Source organism: Methanohalophilus euhalobius, assembly GCF_900215215.1.
GTDB lineage: Archaea > Halobacteriota > Methanosarcinia > Methanosarcinales > Methanosarcinaceae > Methanohalophilus > Methanohalophilus euhalobius.
Genome location: NZ_OBDR01000007.1, coordinates 30,466 through 50,192 on the forward strand (window position 1 = coordinate 30,466; position 19,727 = coordinate 50,192).

Sequence of the window (19,727 nt, forward strand, 5' to 3'; positions counted from 1 at the left end):
TTGTTCAAAAAAGTAAGGGAAAATGGACTAATTATTCCATTGTGATTGCTTCGGTTGGACAGACGTCCACGCATGCACCACAGTCCACACACTCTTCAGCGTCTACGACTGCAATGTTTTCATCGTTCATTGAGATTGCTTCAGATGGACATTCGTCCACACATGTTCCGCAACCTATACATTCGTCAACATTGATTATTGCTACCATATATATCGTCTCTCCTGTTGATTTTAACGTCTTAATAGACTTCATCCTATCATTAAATAACTAAAATAAAAAGTTATCGATTAGGATTTATAGCATCTGATTTCACTCTTACTTCGTATGAGTACGGAATGATTGCAGAATCTTTTAAATTTAACAGATATATTTATTTTGGAGTAATATAATGATATTGTAAACACACTCTCAATTTGGATATATGATACAATGAAAGATGAAAAAGCAATTTCTCCTGTTGTCGGCATCATGTTAATGATTGCCATAACTATTGTTCTTGGAGTCACTCTGATCTTCTTTGCCACAGCCTTTGAAATGCAGGAGCCTGCACCGTTTGTGGCACATTCAAGTGGGGAACTGGTACGTGATGTGGATGGGTCTGTGGATCAAAAAGTATATCTCTATCATGAAGGCGGGGAGTCTATTACAGTTTCTGATATGGAGGTTGTGGTGGATGCCACTGAAGTTTGCGGGAAACATGCCCGTATTGTTGGTCTGCCTGTACAGAATTCACTTGACTCTTCCAATATTGAAGGGGAGACCGGAATGTTAGATAAAGGGGTAAGTGGGCTTGCCGGTGCAATCAAAGAGGCAGAATTTTCTGCCGGGGAAATGATGATGTTTCGCATTAACAACGGGGCATGCTCCCTGAAAAAAGGTGACCAGATAACTGTAAAAATCATACATACGCCCACCAACACAGTAATCATAGAAGAAACCCTGACCGCTTCCTGACACACATTAACTTCCAATCCAATATCTTTTTAATAGGAGGAGCTTTAGGGAAAGCCATGAGCACCCCTGACAATTATATCCAGTATTTCCCCCTGGAGCAATGTTATCCCAACCAGAAGGACGCAATGGAGAAAATTCACCGCTCCCTGCTGGAAGAAAATCTGGTGCTTTTTGAGGGAGCCTGCGGGACCGGGAAGACCCTGAGTGCTCTGGTTCCCTCGCTGCATGTGGGAAAACAATTGGACAAAACCGTGTTCATTGCCACAAATGTCCATCAACAGATGTTACAGTTCATAGATGAAGCCCGCCAGATCAAGCGTACCCATGACATCAAGGTCCTTGTTTTCAAGGGTAAGATGGGCATGTGTCCCCTGAAACAGGGATATGATGAATGCGAGGCCAAACGGGATAATACCTACGATCTCATGGAGATCGAAAAGGAAATAAATCTCAAAAAACAGGAATCGAAGGCTGCCTGGGACGAGTATAAATCCTCGGGCGAAGCGGCGCATGCTTCTCTGAGGGATGCTGTCGATGAGGAGCGGGAAAAACTCGAGGAAAAAGCTAGTTCCCTGAGAAAACGTTCATGTGATCCCCTGTATGAGGTTTTAAGGGCAGAGGATGAAAAATTCCAGAAGTGGCTTTTCCAGGATGTACGCGATCCCGAAGAGGTCAATGATTACGCCGCTGAGAACGGCATGTGTGGTTATGAACTTCTCAAGCGGGAATTGAAAAATGCCGACCTTGTCATAGCCAATTTTCATCATATCCTCAATGATAAGATATTTTCCACAATGCTGCGCTGGATGGACAAAGAACCCGAAGACATCATTGCGATATTTGATGAAGCCCATAATATAGAAAACGCTGCCAGATCTCATTCATCCATTACTTTGACCGAACATGCCATTGAAAGTGCCCTGGCTGAACTCAATGCCAATGAAAAAAGTGATCTTTTCACCTCCATGCCGGTTGAGGATGTGGAAGCCGTGCTCTCCATTCTCCTGGAAGTGGTCAGGGATACCTATGATAACCGTTTTAAGTTTGGGGAACGCCAGCGGGTGGGGCGCAACTGGTACGATATACGCATAAGTGACCCCTATGAAAGAAATGATGTGGTATATGCCCGTTTTATGAGGCGGATGAAAGAGACCGGTTATGGGGAGGAAAAACAGGTACAGGAATTGCTAGGGATTGCTGCTGAAGTGGGAGGTTTACTGGATAATGCCTATCATGAACAATACAAACAGGGCCAGACTCCGATCCTGAAAAGGTCCCACTTAAAACCCACAGCAGAATTTTTCTCCCAGTATCTCAAACTCTGCAACAATGAGAATTATTATCCCGTACTCAATGTCCGCCGGGATCAGGGTGGGGAGATATACGGTCGGCTGGAACTATTCACCTGTATCCCGAAAAACGTTACAGGTCCGCTGCTGGATTCAATCTATTCGGCAATCCTGATGTCTGCAACCCTGCGTCCCTTTGATATGATCAAAAGCACCCTGGGCATCACACGGCAGACATGCGATCTGGCCTATGGTCTGACATTTCCTGAAGAACGCAGATTGACCCTCGCAGTATCCGTACCTCCCCAGTATTCTCGGATACGGGACGATCCTCAGAATCTGCATATATTAGAACAGGTGTTACAGGATACGATTGAAAATGCCGGGGGCAATGTGATCATCTTTTTCCCGAATGCTTTTGAGGCAAAACGCTATTTCCGCAAATTCGATGGTGTGCTTGATGTCGAACTGTTCCTTGATGAAACCGGGGTATCTGCCCAGGATATACGCAAACAATTCTTCCAGATAGGAGAGCAGGGAGGCAAAGCTGTCCTTTTCACCTATCTCTGGGGTACCCTCAGTGAAGGAGTGGATTACCGCAATGGCCGGGGTCGGGTTGTTGTGGTGGTCGGTGTAGGTTATTCGGCCCTGAATGACAGGATGCATGCGGTGGAATCTGCCTATGATCATGAATTCGGTTATGGTGCCGGGTGGGAGTATGCTGTACAGGTTCCCACGATACGCAAGATCAGACAGGCCATGGGCAGAGTGGTACGTTCACCGACCGATTACGGTGTCAGGATACTGCTGGATGGCAGGTTCATGACGGATTCGGTTAAAAGACTGGGAAAATATTCGGTATACCCCTCATTTCCCGAAGATGAGAGAAAGGAATTCCTTGATGTGGAACCCGGCAAAGTGAAATATTCCCTGCTCAATTTCTTTTCGGATATGGAAGAGTTGTCCTGACACATATATATATGATTGTGAATTAGTTCCAAGGTACTATGATCGAGATCACATCCCCTTCAAGGCTGCACCTCTCCCTGATTGACCTCAATGCTTCCCTGGGCCGGGTTGATGGGGGAGTGGGGGTTAGTCTGCAGTATCCCCACATTCATCTTACTGCTGAAAAAAGTGATCAAGTAGAGATTACCGGCAGCTCATTACTGTACGACAAAGTGCGAGCTGCGATTTCTGCCCTGCTGCCTGAAGGAGAAGGAATCAGTATCTATCTTGATGAGGACATGCCTGCCCATGTAGGCCTGGGTTCGGGCACACAGGTGGCTTTGTGTACTGCGGCTGCGATCAACGAACTTTTCGAACTGGGCCTTTCGGTCAGACATCTGGCCCAAAAAGTGGGCCGGGGTGGTACTTCCGGAATTGGTGTGGCGGCTTTTGAGGAAGGCGGTTTCCTTGTGGATTGTGGACATCGTTTTTCTGATAAAGGTGCTTTTTCTCCCTCCTCTGCCAGTCCGGCCCCTCCCGCTCCGGTAGTTTTCAGACATGACTTTCCGGACTGGCCCATAGTGCTGGCTCTTCCTGACAGGCAGGGAGCGCATGATGCACAGGAAGTGGATATTTTCAGGCAGGTCTGTCCTGTTCCCCTGGAGGATGTACAGACGATCTCCCACATCGTATTGATGCAAATGATTCCGGCAGTTATTGAAAAAGATATTGAGAACTTCGGCAGTGCACTTGATAGTCTGCAGACACTGGGATTCAAAAAGCAAGAGATCTCTCTGCAGAGCCAGCAGGTGCAAGACGTAATTGAACAGATGAGAATGGCCGGTACCCATGGTGTCGGGATGAGTTCCTTTGGGCCTGCAATTTGCGGTTTTGTTGAAAATGAAATTCAGGGAAAACGTATTGTCCGGGAAATGCAAAAATTCCTGGATGAGAATATAGGAGGCAAGGTTTTGCTTACAACTCCCAATAACACCGGTGCGGATATCAGGATGGATTAACCTTGAATGTGAAAACCTGGTTTGCAGATATTGAAATCAATGAAGATGGAAATGTGGCTGAGTGCAGTCCCTGTACGCAGGATGTGCAGCAGCTGGCAGAAAGATTGCTTGTCTTTCAGACAGATCCCCAACAAATCCCGCCGGCAGGTTTTGATCCCGTTCAAAATGCCATTGAATGCGGATTCGCAGCAGGGGAAACTGAATATTATTCCCTGTTGCAGCAAACCTGTATTGCAGCCACGCGGCTTAAGATAAAGAACTCCTATTCTCCGGATTTGCGAATAATCCATGCCGTGGAAGCACTGGATGATATTGACGAGGCGGCCAACCTGCTGGCTGAGAGATTGGGCATATGGTACGGCGAGCATTTTCCCGAAGCAGGCATGCTTACCGAAAACCTGGCCAAGTTCGTAGCTGAAAACGGGCTCAGGCAGGACCTGCCGCAGGATTCGCAGTTCCATGAGACTGCCCGCTCGTCTGTGGGTATGGAAATGGATGCAGAGGACGGAACTATCATAAAGGCTTTTGCAGCGGATCTCACTTCTCTGTATGAGAGGCGTCATGTGATAGAAGCCTATATTCACAAAAACATGGAACAACTCGCTCCCAATCTGGAGGAGGTTGCAGGAGCCAATCTGGGTGCTCGATTGATCAGTATGGCCGGCGGATTGCAATCTCTCTCCCGGATGCCGTCAAGCACCATTCAGGTAATGGGTGCAAACCAGGCTTTATTCAAACATCTCAGGGGCAAGGCTACTTCTCCCAAACACGGTATTATTTTCAATCATCCTTTAATCAAGAATTCCCATCCCAAAATCCGGGGAAAAATGGCCCGTGCTCTTGCTTCAAGCCTGAGTATTGCAAGCAGGGTGGATGCTTTTTCCGGCCAGCTGAATCCTGCAATTAAAGAAAAACTGGATCGTAAGGTCCGATCCATCAGGGAGGGGAATAAATGAAGGCCAAAACCTTCCATGAAAACATTTTCACGCTACAGCAGGGCAAGAAAAGGTTCCTTGCTACCAGAAATCTTTCTCCCGGACTTGAAGTGTACGGGGAACGCCTGGTGCAGGTTGAACAGACAGAGTACCGTGTCTGGGAGCCCAAAAGAAGTAAACTTGCGGCAATGCTGCTCAAAAAACTTCCCTCGCCCTTTACAAACACATCGAAGGTGCTTTACCTGGGCTCGGCTACAGGTACCACTGTCAGTCATGTTTCGGATATTGTGCAGCAGGGAGTGGTCTATGCAGTGGAATTCTCACCCCGTACAATGCGGGACATGTTACCTATCTGCGAAGAAAGGCCAAATATAATCCCTCTGCTTGCCGATGCTTCCAAACCCGGGTCCTATGCAAATGTTGTGGAGCCTGTTGATGTGGTCTTTCAGGATGTGGCCCAGCCGGACCAGGCATCCATTGCCCTGTCCAATGTGCAGCACTTCCTCAAACCCGGCGGTTACCTGTTGATGAGCATCAAGGCCCGGAGTGTGGATTCCACTGCAAAACCTGATACGGTTTTTAAACAGCAGCTCAAAACATTACTGGAGCAAGATAATTCAAAATTGGAACTTGTCAAGAAACAGAAACTTGCACCGTTGCATATCGATCATCTCGGCGTAGTTGCAAGAAAAACTGAATGAGGTTTGCAGGTGGCAGATCAGGAAGAATTGAGACAGGGGCTGGGCAAATATTTCGGTGTCTGTCCATCGTATCATCATTCCAAGGCCTGTTTATGCAAGGATTGTCCATCCTATCCGGGTGAAGGTTATATGTTCTGTGTGCGGGGTCCTGCATCCGGTGAGACCCGACAGGAATGTATGTGTAATGACTGTTATGTCTATCATCAGTTTGCGCTTGATGGGGATTATTTTTGCAGGCGGGAATGAATTATGAACAAAAATACAATTATTGTGTTACTTTGTGTACTGGTAACTCTGACTATGGCCGGATGTGTACAGCAGGAATCTGACAACACCACACCACAACCTGAAACCTGTGACTATTCCGATGTTTCTGCAGCAGAAGCATTCAATCTGATTGAGACAGGGGATGTTTTCATTCTGGATGTACGTACCCAGTCCGAATATGATGACGGTCACCTGGAGAATTCCTACCTGATCCCTGTTTCTGAACTGGAAAACCGGTTGGATGAGGTGCCTTCGGATACTGCGATTCTTGTTTACTGTCGCAGTGGCAGGCGGAGTGTGACGGCATCGAATATTCTTCTGGATGCGGGCTACTGTGATGTTTATAATATGGAAGCCGGTTTCAATGCCTGGCGCTCCGGCGGCTACCTTTACGAGGAATAAAACCCAATCTTTTTTACTTCTTCTCTCCTTTTCACATGCATGTTGTATGATGAGATTGATTGGGCAGATGTCTGGATCGAGCAGATGAAATTGCATAACGAGGCGGATGAACAGGTTCAACAGCCGGATCGCTGGGGCACCTATGAAAATGCCAGACGCTTCTGGCAATCCTCCCGCAAAAGTGGTAAACGGCTGGAAAAGACCCTGCGGGAGATAAAGCATGACAGCGATTCCCGGATACTGGACATAGGTGCCGGTCCGGGTTCAATGGCAATTCCCCTGGCGCAAAGGGTGTCCCATGTAACTGCAGTGGAGCCGGCTGAAGGGATGACAGAAGTCCTGAAGGAAAATATCAAACATTACCATCTCAACAATGTCACATGTATCCAGAAAAACTGGGAGGACGCGTCCCTGGAGGAACTGGATTCTCCTTATGATGTAATTGTAGCGTCCTATTCTCTGCACGTGCCCGATATCAGGGAGGCTATTGAAAAGATCCAGCAGTTAAGCAGTGGCAAGGTTTACATCTACTGGTTTGCAGGTGCGACCTCCTGGGATAAGAATTATTCACGTATCTGGCCGCAGTTACACGGCAGACAATATTATCCCTCTCCCAAATGTGATGTGCTCTACAATGTGCTCTACAGGATGGGAATCTATCCGGACATGGAAAATTTTGAATTGATACATGAGACCCGGTTTTCTTCCCTGGATGAGGCGGTTCAGCATTACAAACCCCATTACAAGATTGCCACTAATGAGCAGGAACAGATACTGCGCTCCCATCTGGAAGAAATACTGGAAAAAAAAGGGGACGAGCTGGTTCAGGTGGGTCGCTCGTCAAGGGTAAAAATATCGTGGGATAATTCCCACTGATTTTTTCAATGCAAAAAGTGCCTCATTCCGGTAAATACGAGGGAGACGCCCAGCCGGTTGGCGGTGTCTATAACTTCATTGTCCCGGATTGAGCCGCCCGGGGAGACAATATATTTGATATTGTTTTCGGCGGCATGGATGATGCTGTCATCGAAGGGGAAGAAGGCATCAGAAGCAAGGACACATTCTGAGAGAATATTGTTGCAGTACTCCTCAAAGTCCATTTCAGGCTGTTCCCTGTCATAGATCTCTTTCAGGTTTTCCCTTGCCTTGGTGGCACATAATTTGCGGATGGAATCCACACGATTGGGTTGGCCGGCACCCATTGCCAGCATCATGTAGCACCCATCCTCATATTCCCATGAAAGATTGACAGCATTGGATTTGGTACATTTGCAGGCTGCAATACAGAATTCGGACAGCCCCCTTTTCTCCTCGGGATACTCGGTCTCGGTGACACATTCCCATTTCTCGTACAATCCGATATTGCGGGACTGTTTGAGCATTCCTCCTGTAATATACTTGTAGGTAAATTCCGCATCAAAGGATTCATTGAATGAAGGCAGCTCCAGCAGGCGCAAATTCTTGCTCTTGCTCTTCAAAAAGTCCAGTGCATCGTGTTTGAATTCCGGAGCGATAATGATCTCCACGAACTTGCCCTTGAGGAATTTGGCGGATTCGAGATCCATCGCGACATTGGTGCATATGATACTTCCAAAGGCGGATATCGGATCACCGTCCCAGGCAGCCTGCAGGGCCTGCAGGAGTGTGTTTCCGGTTGCCAATCCACAGGGATTATTGTGTTTGACGATACATACTGCAGGTTTTTCGTGTCCCAATTCCTTGACCGTCTGGAGGGCGTTGTCCCCGTCCACATAATTGTTGTAAGATAGTTCCTTGCCATGCAGCTGGCGACAGTTTGCAAGGGCAGGTCCCTCTATTTCTGGCTGGGAGAAAAATAATGCTTCCTGATGCCAGTTCTCTCCATAACGCAGTTCTCTGCCACCTGTGAAATTAAGCCGCAGGGTATCTTCTCCCAGTAAGGTGCGGCTTAAGTATGTATCAATTGTACTGTCATAGTTTGCAGTATGACGGAATGCCTTGACTGCCATTCTTTCCCGGCTTTCCTGTGAGACTACTCCGCTTGAGCGCAGTTCCTTGAGAATATGTCCGTAATCTTGCGGGTCACTCAGCACTGTAACAGATTTGTAGTTCTTGGCAGCCGACCTGAGCATGGAGGGCCCGCCGATATCAATGTTCTCGATGGCCTCTTCCAGATTAACCCCTTTTCTGGATATGGTTATCTCGAAGGGATAGAGATTTACGGCCACCATGTCGATAAGTTCAATAGAAAGGTCTTCAGCGTCGCTGACGTGTTCCGGATTTTCCCGCAGGCAAAGCAGGCCACCGTGAATCTTTGGGTGGAGTGTCTTTACCCTGCCTCCCATCATCTCAGGAAATCCGGTGATCTCTGATACGTCAATTGTTTCTATTCCTGCATCCCGGAGCATACGTGCCGTGCCTCCGGTTGAAATGATCTCTATATCAAGTTGTTTGAGCCCGCGTGCAAAATCCACTATTCCCGTTTTGTCGGAAACGCTCAGCAATGCCCTTTTCACCAAAAAATCACCAAGTCAGGTTGTAATATATTACTAATAAAGGTTCTGGTCTCTTCGGGGTGTAGTAAATATTTGACCATTAATCCAGCAATATCAACGTATACTGGGAGGGGATTGTATCGTTCATGGGGAATTTCTGGAAAGGTATGCTCAGTTTATCCAGTGTTTTGTCAAGCCTAACACCAAGCCCCATCAGGCAGGGTCTGCGAATGGTCGGATGATGGCATTCTCCCTGGGAACTTGCACAGTTGACATCGGTATAATCGCTGTTGGCACACCATGTGCACATGCCCGGAAAAGTGGCAAGAGCAGTATTATATCCCAGTTTCCAGGCGAGCTTCTCAAGTTCTATACTTCCCGGCTGGATTCTTTCCTTGCGTTCCTCCATTACAGTCTTTAATGTTTCCTGATGTTGCTGTCTGGTTTCTTCATCCTCAGGGGAAGTGACAATGTATTTAATGAAATTCTCACTTATTTCCCTGGAAAACCGATTGTCTGATTTCCAGTCGACAAGCAGGGTCCATTTGTACTCCATCAGCATTTGCCTGAATTCATCCACTGTCGGTATAAAAGGAGGGCATACCTGACTGCCGTAACCATTGCATCCAAATATACACTTCAGAATTGTCCGGTTCTCAACAATTATATTTTCTGCAGGTATCAGTCTGACACTTTTTGCCCCAAGTTCTGTGGCCTTTTCTTCCAGAATTCTGTAATTCTTTTCAGGGATAGTCATATGTAAGCCTACCTTTTCAGGTCTATATCCGGTTTTTGCTGTATTTTTGGGTACTAATTAACCCAATGCTACAAAATTAGTGATTAATTCTACTAACTATTGTTCTCCAAAAACTTATAATCTCTGGGCTGGTAATCCTATGTATAAAATAGATTCAGTTTGGTACTTAGTGGGGGGTGTCATCATACTTGGATTAACAATGTCTGAACTTCGTGTATTTTCATTGATCTTGCAAATAGTAGCCTTATTGCTGATTATTATAGGTTTTATTGCTTTGAAAAAGAGCACATCCATGAAGGAAGGAATATCAAAACATGGAAAGATAATCAATGTTGGCTATTCTCTGGCAATACTATCTGTGTTGTATATGGCCTATTCTGCTTATCTTTCTATAATTGGCACAGGTTCAATTCCACCATTAGTTCTAGTCCATGGTTCGTTGGGTATCATAACGTTGGCATTAGGAGCTTTATTTGTCACCAATAGGTGGAGCTGGAAGAGTAAAAGATATATGAGAATTGAATTGGTTCTCTGGTTGGCGGTATTTTTGGGTGGAACTTATCTGTATCTTGTAATAAGTGGTGCCATCTGAATCTTCATCATAAAATCAGGCTCTTATTCAGAAAATTTCACCACAGGACACACCTCTATGCATTTGCCGCAGTGGGTGCACTTATCCCGATATGGGTAATTTTGTTTTTATCCTGTATTGCATTGTGAGAACATTTGCCGATATACACTCTACAACCCATACAGCCCAGAGCCCGGTGTATTGAGTTTTCCTGTTATTTTTTCAGAATAACCAGTTTGGTTATGCGTGATTCTGTCAGAAATTTCTATGGAATTAGCAGTAACTTCGCTGAATTAAGAAAACTTTATGTATCGTTATGTTCATCCGAACATATCGTCGCATGTTATGGAAATAAAACAATTTCATCATAGGGGAACTCTCATGCATAAAAAATTCAGGTATATTCTATTGATATTTGTGATCTTGTTTGCTGTATGCACAAGCGCATGTGTTGATCAAGAGGAAGTTTCTGCACAGAGCACAAGATCGATAACTGATATGGCAGGAAGGACCGTTGAAATCCCGGCTGACGTTGACAAGGCAGTTGCCACTTCTCCTCCTGCAACAATGCTTATCTACATGCTGGCTCCGCAAAAATTAGCAGGCTGGAATTTTATGCCTCAGGGGTCGCAAACATATCTGAAACCTGAGTATCAGGCCCTTCCTGTGATTGGCGGTTGGTTTGGTAAGCAGGATGGAAATTATGAAACCATAATATCCATGGGTCCCGATATCATCTTTGAAGGCTACAACAGTGGAGGGGATGTTAATTCTACCATCAATGAAAGACAGAAAAAATTCGGTACTATTCCTGTTGTGGGTATTGAATCGACAATTGATGCTATGGCATATGCAAAGTCAATCAAATTCATGGGGTATGTTCTCGGAGAAGAAGAGAGAGCAGGTCAATTGATCTCTTTTTACAAAAGAACACTTAACAATGTCACTGTAAAGGTCTCACAAATACCTGAAGATGAAAGGAAGAGTGTCTATTATGCAGAAGGTACCAATGGTCTGCTTACGGATCCGCAAGGTTCTCCGCACAGTCAGTTGATAGAGATATGTGGTGGTATCAATGTAGCAGAATGTCCCATTGAACAGGGTTATGGAAGATCAGAGGTATCCATCGAACAGGTATTACAATGGGATCCAGAGGTTATCATCACAGGTGACCCTAATTTTTACAAAAATGTATATGAAGACCCTCTCTGGCAGGACATCACTGCGGTAAAAAACGATGAGGTATATCTTTACCCTGATGCTCCTTTTTGCTGGTTTGACAGGCCTCCGGGTATTAACAGGATAATCGGCATTCCCTGGACAGCTAAAGTGCTCTACCCTCAAGAGTTCAGCGATCTTGATCTCAGGGGCCATGTAAAGGAATTCTATTCAGAGTTCTATCATTATGAACTGTCGGAAGATGAGATCGATGGGTTATTGAACCCGGCTGCAGCAGGAAATTAAAATTTTGCCGATAGTCTCAGACGAAGAAGGTGCAATTTAATGACAGATGAAGTAACTGGTCAAGTTGGGTTTCATGATGAATATGCCGAAAATTTCGAAGATATTGCTGCCAATATCTTTGCTCCTATATATCCTGTTATTTCACAGCAGATAACCAACAGATGCCAGATCATGAGCGGGACTTTCATAGATGTGGGCAGCGGACCTGCATCACTTGCGATAGCCCTTAGTAAGCTTGTCGATGGCAAGGTCTATGCAATGGATTTTTCTGAAAAAATGCTTGCTATAGCAAAGAAAAAGATTGAATCGTGTGATTTGAACGAAAACGTGATCCCTATTTTCGGTGACATTCATGATATGCCTTTTGACGATTGTTTTGCTGAGCTGGTCGTAAGCCGCGGTTCTCTATTCTTCTGGCAGAATGTGTCCCTAGCTTTCAGGGAAATATATCGTGTACTAAAACCCGGTGGTATGGCCTATATTGGAGGCGGTTTCGGCACAGCGCAACTTAAGTCAAAGATCACACAGGCCATGGAAAAAAGGGACCCTGCATGGTCACAGTGTGTCGAAAAAAGATTGAACAAGACCAATCTGGATTCTTTTAAAAAAGCACTGCATGTTGCTGAAATTGACCATTACAGGATCATAGATGATGAATCCGGTTTCTGGATATGTTTCAATAAGGTGGACTGACCTATGAAGTGCAACATATGTGAAATTGGCTGCGATCTTGCAGAGGGAAAGAGTGGTCAATGTCGTATGTATATCAACAAAAATGGTCAGATCATCGAGAGATTTCCAAACAACTACTTCACAATGTTTCCGGTTTCCATTGAGACAGTCCCCCTCCTCCATTTCTATCCGCGGGGTAAGTTTCTGCAGGTTTGTACCGTTGGCTGCAATTTCAAATGTGAAGGCTGCATCTCGGAGATCCTGGCATCCCGTCTTCTTTCCACTAATAAAAAAAGTGGAATTAGCAATGAGAACGTTATCAATAAAGCCCTTGATGAAGACTGCATAGGAATTGTTTTTTGTCTCAATGATCCGGCTGTCTCCTATTTTACATTCCGGGACCTTGCTAAAAAGGCCAGGCAGAACAATCTTTTAATCGGTTGCTCCACTAACGGATATTATACCGAAAACGCATTGAAAGAACTAATCCCTTTGATAGATTTCGTAAATATCGGTATAAAGGGTTATTCAGATGAAAGGTATATTTCGTGCGGTGCCAGAGGTTCTGAGCCTGTTTTCAGGAATCTGAAATTACTCAAAGAAAGTGATGTTCATGTTGAGGTTTCTACCATTTACATCAAGGGTTCAGAGGATGAAGTCATAAATACTGCAAAATTTGTTTCCTCCCTTTCAAGGGATATACCGTTTCAGGTTATGAGGTTTGTACCTTTTGGAGATGCAGCCCCTCAGATCGAACCAACGATAAGGGAAAGTGAAGGTCTGTGTGACAAATTAAGCCAGCACTTAAATTATGTGTATCTTTTCAATTCTCCGGGTACCGATCATTTGAACACGGTATGTCCAGAATGCAGTAAAATCATTTTCCAGAGGGAGTTCTTTGGTCCCATGGGCTCACGTACTTTATCCTACCTGCCTCAAGGAGGGTGTAAATGTTCTACTGCGGGTTTATTCAGAGGAGAAGTAAGTGAAGTTTCTCATCATGAACCGGGATTTATGGGAGGATACAGGATCACCCGGGCGCTGGAGATGATCCATGCTATTCTTGTCTGCCTTGGGATAAAAGATGATCATGAACTTGCAGAAATATGGGCCAATGTCATGGAAACAGGATATTTGGAGCAGCTTCATACCAGTTCTCAGGACCTTGACTCCTATTTTGATGTAATTGAGCATTTTGCCGCCCTTGCAGACAAGAATAAGGAAGGAATGGAACTTGTGGCTTATATGAGGGAGAAACTGGATTTCATACGGTCTGTGACAAATGACATTGAAAGGCCACGGGTTTATTATTGTATGGGATATCCCCTTTTTGCACTCAATGGGGAGCGAATTGAGAATAATCTTGTTGAAGCTGCAGGCGGGGAAAGTGTAAACAAGCTGATCGACAGGGAGGGAAAACCCGGGGTTGGTATTTCTCATAATGAATTTGTCGGGATGAACCCTGAGTTCATATTCATATCAGGCTTCCTTTCAACCCCGGTTTCCGATTCATACGCCTATTGTAAAAAACATGGCCTATCTGCAGATGCCCTAAAAAACAGGAGGATATACGGTCTTCGTCCATTATGGGATTTCGGAAGTCCTAGATGGATATTGGGGCTGATGTACATAGCAAATAAGTTACATCCTGATATTTTTAATTTTGATATTGATAAAGAGGCAAATCAGTTCTATAAAAGGTTCTATGGTGTGTCCTTTGATTCTTCAAGGCACAACAGGTCTTTTTACAGTGTTTCATCCAGGCAATGACCCCACTTTATCGAACCGATTTTAGGAAATGAGATATAAATGTCATATGATATTGGAAGAATCACAGGTTTGAAATTGGGGATTCATAAGAGAATCTCTGAGGGTAATACACAGATATTCCTCGCATTTTTCCTTATGATATTTCTCTTTGTACTTTCCCTTTTTATGGGAAGGTATTCAATCCCTCCACAAACTATAATGACTAGCATTATTTTCTGGCTTCTATCATTAGGAAATGTGGAGCCGTCAAATGTGGGAACTGTCATATTTCAGATACGTCTTCCAAGGATAATTGCAGCTATGCTTGTAGGGGCTGGATTATCTATATCCGGAGCTTCTTTTCAAGGCCTTTTCCGCAATCCGCTGGTATCTCCCTATATTTTAGGAGTGGCATCCGGGGCTGGATTTGGTGCCTGCCTGGGTATCCTGATAAGTGAGAATATATTTGTTATCCAGTTAATGGCATTTTCTTTTGGAATACTTGCAGCTTTTCTAGCTTACAGCCTCAGCAAGTCCTGCAAGGCAACGGTCACACTGGTCCTTGTGCTTTCAGGTATTATTGTAGGTGCAGTTTTCACTGCTCTGACCTCACTGGTAAAATATGTCGCAGATCCATATGATAAACTTCCTGAGATGGTATTCTGGCTTATGGGAAGTCTCTCATCTGTCAGGGTCGAGGATCTAATCTATGCTTCACCTGCAATTCTTGCCGGCATGCTTGTTCTCATTCTTATTGGGTGGCGCATCAATGTTATCTCTTTGGGAGAGGAAGAAGCCAGGTCACTGGGTATAGATACTAAGAAAATGACAATACTGATCGTTATTTGTGCGACTCTGGTCACTACTTCTGCAATTAGTATCAGCGGTATTATTGGATGGGTAGGCCTTGTAGTACCCCATATCTCGCGGATGCTGGTTGGTCCAAGTTACAAAAAACTGTTACCAATGTCAGTTTTCCTCGGTGCATCTTTTCTTTTGGTCGTAGATGACCTCGCAAGGACATTAATGAGTATAGAAATTCCTCTGGGAGTTCTTACGGCACTGATAGGGGCACCATTTTTTGCTTATCTTTTACAAAAAAAGAAGGTTGGTTGGTCATGATATTAAGGGTAGACAATGCTTCGTATTCGTATGGTGGTAAGGAGAATGTATTTGAGGATATTTCCTTTTTTTTAAAAAAGGGTGAGACTTTATGTATACTTGGTCCCAATGGGATTGGTAAATCAACACTGCTAAAATGCCTTGGCAATGTATTGAAATTAAGTGAGGGCAGCGTCTTTATTGAGGGAAAAGACATCTCTTCGATGAGCAGAACAGAGATTGCTCAAAAGATAGGTTACGTTCCACAGTCAGATCAATCGGTATTTCCCTTTTCTATACTGGATTTTGTAATGCTTGGAAGAGCACCTCATCTTCCCTTCTTCTCCTCCCCTGGGGAAAAGGACCTCACAATAGCTGAGAATGCCATCAATAAAGTGGGGATATCTCATTTGAGGGATAGGCCTGTTACAGAAGTAAGTGGTGGCGAAAGACAGCTTGCTCTTATTGCAAGGGCTCTGGCACAGGAGCCGGAAATTTTGCTTCTGGATGAACCTACCTCCCATTTGGATTTCGGGAATCAGGTACGTGTCCTGAACCTAATTGAAAGACTTGCCTCTCAGGGAACATCTGTAATTATGAGCACGCACTTTCCGGATCATGGTTTTATAGGCTCGAAGAAGGTAGCTATAATGCTTGAGAATGATTTCATAGACCAGGGGACTGCTGAAGAAGTAATTACAAAAGAGAACATGGCTCTTGCATATGGTGTCGATGTAACCATCGATCATGTCAGTTCCATACAGAGAAATGTATGTCTTCCTCTTTAATTATATCAACCTTTTTCAGTCCCGTACAAATTTCACCACAGGGCAGACCTCGATACATTTGCCGCAGTGGGTGCACTTATCCCCTATATAGGCAATTTTGTTTTTAATCCGGATTGCATTGCGGTTACATTTGCTGATACACACCCCGCAACCCGTACAGCCCATGGCCCGGCGTATTGAGTTTTCCGTATCCTTGAGGAGTTTTCCGGCATCGGATTTGGAGGATGCCCTGACTCTTACCGACCCTGTGGCAAAGACCTGTGCTGTATCTTTTTTCCGGGTTATCATTGCCATCTCGTCTGTATACTTCACCTCACCAATAGCAAGCAACATGCCGCTTTTCCTTATTTTTTCCATATCAAGTGCTGTGGAGAAACTTCCCTCAGCTGTCATTTCGCCGGTGGTGCAGGGCCGATGGCCCACACTTGAGGTGAATGTCAATTTGGTAGGGTCGTATTTTGTGGGAGAGGTATTAATTCCCAGTTCCTCAGCTATTTTTTTTATGTTGGCAGGAAGAGTTTTCCATCTCCAGAACCCATAATCGGCCCACTCTTTATCGATGCCGGTTTTCCCGGCATAGGCGTACAAATGTTTCATCAGTTTTTCTTCGTAATGGGGATGTGTCTTTTTCAGGCGTTTCAAATCCCCCAGGGAAGACGAGGGACACAGCCAGCATCCCATCCTGTCAAACCCTTTCTCATAGAGAGGGTTGTAGGGCAGTTCATTCATGAATATGTAGAGCCAGATGTGCAGGGCAGTCCAGTCCTGTATCGGTGAGGCTGCGGTCTGGTTGCCCACCCAGGGATTTTTCCAGACACGATTACTACGGGCCCGGGTGGTGGATTCATATTTGCGCTGGCCCACAAAGGTCAGGCAGCCTTTTTCGTAATTCTCCTCTATCAACCGGCTTATGGGGCCGAGTTTACAGACTTTGCAGCACCATCGCATTTCCACTGCAGGCGGGCCGAATGCATCTAAGGATTCCCAGAAGGCATCCCCCACACTTATGGATTTGACATCTTTTGAATATAAATTTCCCACATGCCGGATGTTTTCCAGTGTTTCAGGGAATTCAAGCCCTGTATCGGCAAACATCATTTCATAATCTCTGACGCACTCATCCACAAGCTGGACCACTGCAAGACTGTCCTTGCCTCCGGAATAAGATACGGAGATAGGCAGATCCTTTGTTTCAATGGTTTTCTGGATAAAGGTGTGGGCTTCTGCAATTGCTCCATCCATAATGAATCGGTTTGCCCGGATAACATCGGCCCAGCCTGAAGGTTTTCTGTCATGGACTTTTAAAGTAGTATCCGCTTTCCACCTGGGTTTGACTGCAGTGCCTTTTTTGGCTTCCATCATTTCCCGGCCATTCATTCGGGCACGCCCGGTGGCAACGACTTCTCCCGCAGGGGTTATTATTATGACCTCGTCATCTTTCTGTATCCCCGGGTCAGCATCCAGCACTCCCGGAGCAAGCAGGTTTGCACCTTTGTGCAGGAATTTTTTCACATCTTCCTCAATGGTCACGTAACCTGTAAGGGTTTCTGTGCCTGCCAAAATTCTGCGACCGGCTTCCAGCCGGGGAAGAAGTACCCATTCAAGTTTGCCGATCTCATAACGTATGCTTGCAATTACTTCGCCATCAACAATAATCTCATCCATGCGGTCTTCGTAGGGTGCCTTGTTGAGTAGCACTACCCTTTCCGTGTCAAGAAGCGGGTTGTTGAATTGTTGTTTTGATATTCGGTTTATGTGTTTAATATCGTGCAAAAAAGCCGGTCTTATATCTCCCGGGGGTGTAACATTCACTTTAACACATTCATCCCCGCAGGCACACTTTTTACCAAGAACCGGTACATTGCAGCTGTGGCACCATTGCAGCAGCAAATCTCCATGGAATACAGGTTGTGACATCTATGCTGGAAATCCTGTACTGGTTAAATAATATTGTGGTCGTTCTCAGAAGAACTTTGAAGCCAGGGAGTTGCCCTGTGATTGGCACATTTGTTCGTAGGGACAGTATCCGCACAGTTTTCCCCGCTTTGCCTGTGGCATTTTTCCGTTCTTTATCTTTTCGATCCGTTTGAGGATATTGAGCACCTCTCTGCGCTCGGCTGGTCGTATTTTCACAGGTCTTGCCTGTCCCTGTGAGGCATAAAAAAGCACTGCGGAATTTACCGGTTGGTCGTATCTTTCTTCTGCAAGTATGGAGTAAGCTGCCAGAGGTATCCGATCATTTTTCCAAACACCCTGCTCTGGAGCATTACCGCTCTTTATGAGCAGAGGCATCTTCTGTTCATCATGAAAGACGATTGCCGATGGTGCACCACTTAAGTTTAATTTGTCCGAATGCATCAGGGGTTCGATTTCAACGGGTGTTATGAGTTCAATCATTTCTTCATCGGATAGGTTCTTTAAATTGGCTGCTATTGCAGGTAACGCTTCGTATACATCTTCCACAGCATCTTTGAATTGGTTTTCATCAATGTCCTCCAATTCGTCGGAATAGATGGTAATTATTTCCTGTACTATTTCTTCTACCCGCGTTTGCAGCATTGGGAGTATTTCCTGTTTTGATCTGGCAACCTCTGCACAGGAAAGAGCCAGTTCTTTTAGCAGTAAATGACGGATGTAAGGTTTTTTAATGTCATCTGCTATTGTTTCATTCCTGCTGGCAAAGTATATCTTTCGGGGGCATTTCGTGTAGAGGACTACTTCTGAAACATTGGAATTTGTTTCGCAGAACATTGCACACATATTTAGAAGTTAACAAATTGCATAATATTTAAGTTGAATGAATGTCTGGGCATCGGCAATAGACGAATCGGCATTCGTTAAATATATATGCATGCTGGTATTGAAGTAATTGTAGCACATGACCGAGGATGCATCAAAGGAAAACTTACGTCATCGCCTGGCTGAAAAAATGGCTGGTGAGATCACTCTTTCGGATAAGCCCGGGGAGGCTCTGAAAAAATGGAGACTCAATTTCGAGATAGCCCAGACAGATATATCTTCATATCTGGGTGTTTCGCCATCTGTGATAAGTGACTATGAAAGTGGAAGGCGAAAGTCTCCGGGAACCCTTATCGTTAGCAAGATTGTGGATGCTCTGATAAATATTGATTCAGAAAGCGGAGGCCACAAGATACATGCCTATGAAGGCATGCTGTACAGTGATCAGGTATCAAAAGCGGTCTATGCAACTTACGAATACACATATCCAATGCAGCTTGCAAAACTGGCCACTCTTATCGAGGCGGATGTGGCCAACCGGGGTGTGGAAAAACCCCTGTATGGTTTTACGGTGGTAGACAGCAAGAAGGCAATTCTTGAACTGTCTTCCCATGAATTCCAGAAACTTTATGGATGGAGCACAGAACGTGCCATGATATTCACAAAAGTGTCTACAGGGAAATCCCCCATGGTAGCAATCAGGGTCACAAACCTGAAACCCGCAGCAGTGGTTCTGCATGGGCTTAGTATCAGGGAGGTGGATCCAATGGCCAAAAAAATGGCAGAAGTTGACAGGATCCCTTTGCTGGCAACGACTATGGACCTTGATGAATTGATCGAGGCATTAAAACACTACAGTCAATACCAGGTAATGGAATGATATTTATTTTTGATCA

The 19,727-nt window shown here is 45.0% G+C and carries 20 protein-coding genes and 1 pseudogene; 15 read left to right on the forward strand and 6 right to left on the reverse strand.

Features of this window, described 5'->3' with window-relative positions; translation table 11 throughout:
• Positions 1–31 precede the first annotated feature (31 nt).
• The gene (locus CP947_RS07115) at positions 32–208 is read right to left on the reverse strand and encodes a 4Fe-4S binding protein (protein WP_096712530.1); all 177 of its coding nucleotides are present in this window, start codon (positions 206–208) and stop codon (positions 32–34) included.
• Between the two features lie 222 nt (positions 209–430).
• Here CP947_RS07115 and CP947_RS07120 point away from each other — a divergent pair, with 222 nt between their 5' ends.
• Genes CP947_RS07120 through CP947_RS07155 form a run of 8 tightly spaced genes read left to right on the forward strand, consistent with a single transcriptional unit; the run spans position 431 to position 7,392 of the window.
• Entirely contained in the window at positions 431–955 is a 525-nt protein-coding gene (locus CP947_RS07120; protein WP_096712531.1) for a type IV pilin, read from the forward strand.
• A 56-nt stretch (positions 956–1,011) separates the two neighbouring features.
• Positions 1,012–3,213, forward strand: a complete 2,202-nt coding sequence (locus CP947_RS07125) for an ATP-dependent DNA helicase (RefSeq protein ID WP_096712532.1) — start codon at positions 1,012–1,014, stop codon at positions 3,211–3,213.
• A gap of 38 nt (positions 3,214–3,251) precedes the next feature.
• Positions 3,252–4,211: a beta-ribofuranosylaminobenzene 5'-phosphate synthase gene (locus CP947_RS07130; protein ID WP_096712533.1), complete on the forward strand. Its 960-nt coding sequence runs from the start codon at positions 3,252–3,254 to the stop codon at positions 4,209–4,211.
• An 8-nt stretch (positions 4,212–4,219) separates the two neighbouring features.
• Positions 4,220–5,167, forward strand: a complete 948-nt coding sequence (locus CP947_RS07135; protein WP_241645999.1) for an NOP5/NOP56 family protein — start codon at positions 4,220–4,222, stop codon at positions 5,165–5,167.
• Entirely contained in the window at positions 5,164–5,847 is a 684-nt protein-coding gene (locus CP947_RS07140) for a fibrillarin-like rRNA/tRNA 2'-O-methyltransferase (RefSeq protein WP_096712535.1), read from the forward strand. Before CP947_RS07135 ends, CP947_RS07140 begins: the two co-directional genes overlap by 4 nt.
• Positions 5,848–5,856: 9 nt before the next feature.
• Positions 5,857–6,093: a DUF2769 domain-containing protein gene (locus tag CP947_RS07145; RefSeq protein ID WP_096712536.1), complete on the forward strand. Its 237-nt coding sequence runs from the start codon at positions 5,857–5,859 to the stop codon at positions 6,091–6,093.
• Between the two features lie 3 nt (positions 6,094–6,096).
• Positions 6,097–6,516 (forward strand): rhodanese-like domain-containing protein, encoded by a 420-nt coding sequence (locus CP947_RS07150; protein WP_096712537.1) that lies wholly within the window; start codon positions 6,097–6,099, stop codon positions 6,514–6,516.
• Between the two features lie 39 nt (positions 6,517–6,555).
• Positions 6,556–7,392, forward strand: coding sequence for a class I SAM-dependent methyltransferase (locus CP947_RS07155; protein ID WP_096712538.1), 837 nt, complete (start codon positions 6,556–6,558; stop codon positions 7,390–7,392).
• A gap of 5 nt (positions 7,393–7,397) precedes the next feature.
• Here the strand turns inward: CP947_RS07155 and purH are convergent, their stop codons facing one another.
• A complete protein-coding gene (gene purH, locus CP947_RS07160) occupies positions 7,398–9,014 on the reverse strand; it encodes a bifunctional phosphoribosylaminoimidazolecarboxamide formyltransferase/IMP cyclohydrolase (RefSeq protein WP_096712539.1) in 1,617 nt (538 codons plus the stop codon).
• A 76-nt stretch (positions 9,015–9,090) separates the two neighbouring features.
• A complete protein-coding gene (locus tag CP947_RS07165) occupies positions 9,091–9,747 on the reverse strand; it encodes a DUF2284 domain-containing protein (protein ID WP_096712540.1) in 657 nt (218 codons plus the stop codon).
• Positions 9,748–9,886: 139 nt separating this feature from the next.
• Between CP947_RS07165 and CP947_RS10785 the strand changes: the two genes are divergently transcribed.
• Positions 9,887–10,339 carry a hypothetical protein gene (locus CP947_RS10785; protein WP_243641497.1) on the forward strand — a complete coding sequence of 151 codons (453 nt, stop codon included), beginning with the start codon at positions 9,887–9,889 and terminating at the stop codon, positions 10,337–10,339.
• A gap of 23 nt (positions 10,340–10,362) precedes the next feature.
• Here the strand turns inward: CP947_RS10785 and CP947_RS11050 are convergent.
• A pseudogene (locus tag CP947_RS11050) lies at positions 10,363–10,407 on the reverse strand (hypothetical protein); the annotation flags it as partial.
• A 292-nt stretch (positions 10,408–10,699) separates the two neighbouring features.
• Here CP947_RS11050 and CP947_RS07180 point away from each other — a divergent pair.
• The 5 genes from CP947_RS07180 (at position 10,700) to CP947_RS07200 (ending at position 16,092) form a co-directional block, all read left to right on the forward strand.
• Positions 10,700–11,782, forward strand: coding sequence for an ABC transporter substrate-binding protein (locus CP947_RS07180; protein WP_096712541.1), 1,083 nt, complete (start codon positions 10,700–10,702; stop codon positions 11,780–11,782).
• Positions 11,783–11,821: 39 nt separating this feature from the next.
• Positions 11,822–12,475 carry a class I SAM-dependent methyltransferase gene (locus CP947_RS07185; protein ID WP_096712542.1) on the forward strand — a complete coding sequence of 218 codons (654 nt, stop codon included), beginning with the start codon at positions 11,822–11,824 and terminating at the stop codon, positions 12,473–12,475.
• A gap of 3 nt (positions 12,476–12,478) precedes the next feature.
• The gene (locus tag CP947_RS07190) at positions 12,479–14,224 is read left to right on the forward strand and encodes a radical SAM protein (protein WP_096712543.1); all 1,746 of its coding nucleotides are present in this window, start codon (positions 12,479–12,481) and stop codon (positions 14,222–14,224) included.
• Between the two features lie 135 nt (positions 14,225–14,359).
• Entirely contained in the window at positions 14,360–15,325 is a 966-nt protein-coding gene (locus CP947_RS07195; protein ID WP_253247331.1) for a FecCD family ABC transporter permease, read from the forward strand.
• A complete protein-coding gene (locus tag CP947_RS07200) occupies positions 15,322–16,092 on the forward strand; it encodes an ABC transporter ATP-binding protein (protein WP_096712545.1) in 771 nt (256 codons plus the stop codon). The genes CP947_RS07195 and CP947_RS07200 overlap by 4 nt, the downstream gene beginning before the upstream one ends.
• Before the next feature lie 15 nt (positions 16,093–16,107).
• Here CP947_RS07200 and CP947_RS07205 read toward each other — a convergent pair whose 3' ends face one another.
• Positions 16,108–18,009, reverse strand: a complete 1,902-nt coding sequence (locus tag CP947_RS07205; protein ID WP_096712546.1) for a phosphoadenosine phosphosulfate reductase domain-containing protein — start codon at positions 18,007–18,009, stop codon at positions 16,108–16,110.
• 45 nt (positions 18,010–18,054) lie between these two features.
• Positions 18,055–18,843: a CRISPR-associated protein Cas4 gene (cas4, locus tag CP947_RS07210; protein WP_165868977.1), complete on the reverse strand. Its 789-nt coding sequence runs from the start codon at positions 18,841–18,843 to the stop codon at positions 18,055–18,057.
• A gap of 127 nt (positions 18,844–18,970) precedes the next feature.
• Between cas4 and CP947_RS07215 the strand changes: the two genes are divergently transcribed.
• On the forward strand, positions 18,971–19,711 hold the full coding sequence (locus tag CP947_RS07215; RefSeq protein ID WP_096712548.1) for a helix-turn-helix domain-containing protein: 741 nt from the start codon (positions 18,971–18,973) through the stop codon (positions 19,709–19,711).
• Positions 19,712–19,727 lie beyond the last annotated feature (16 nt).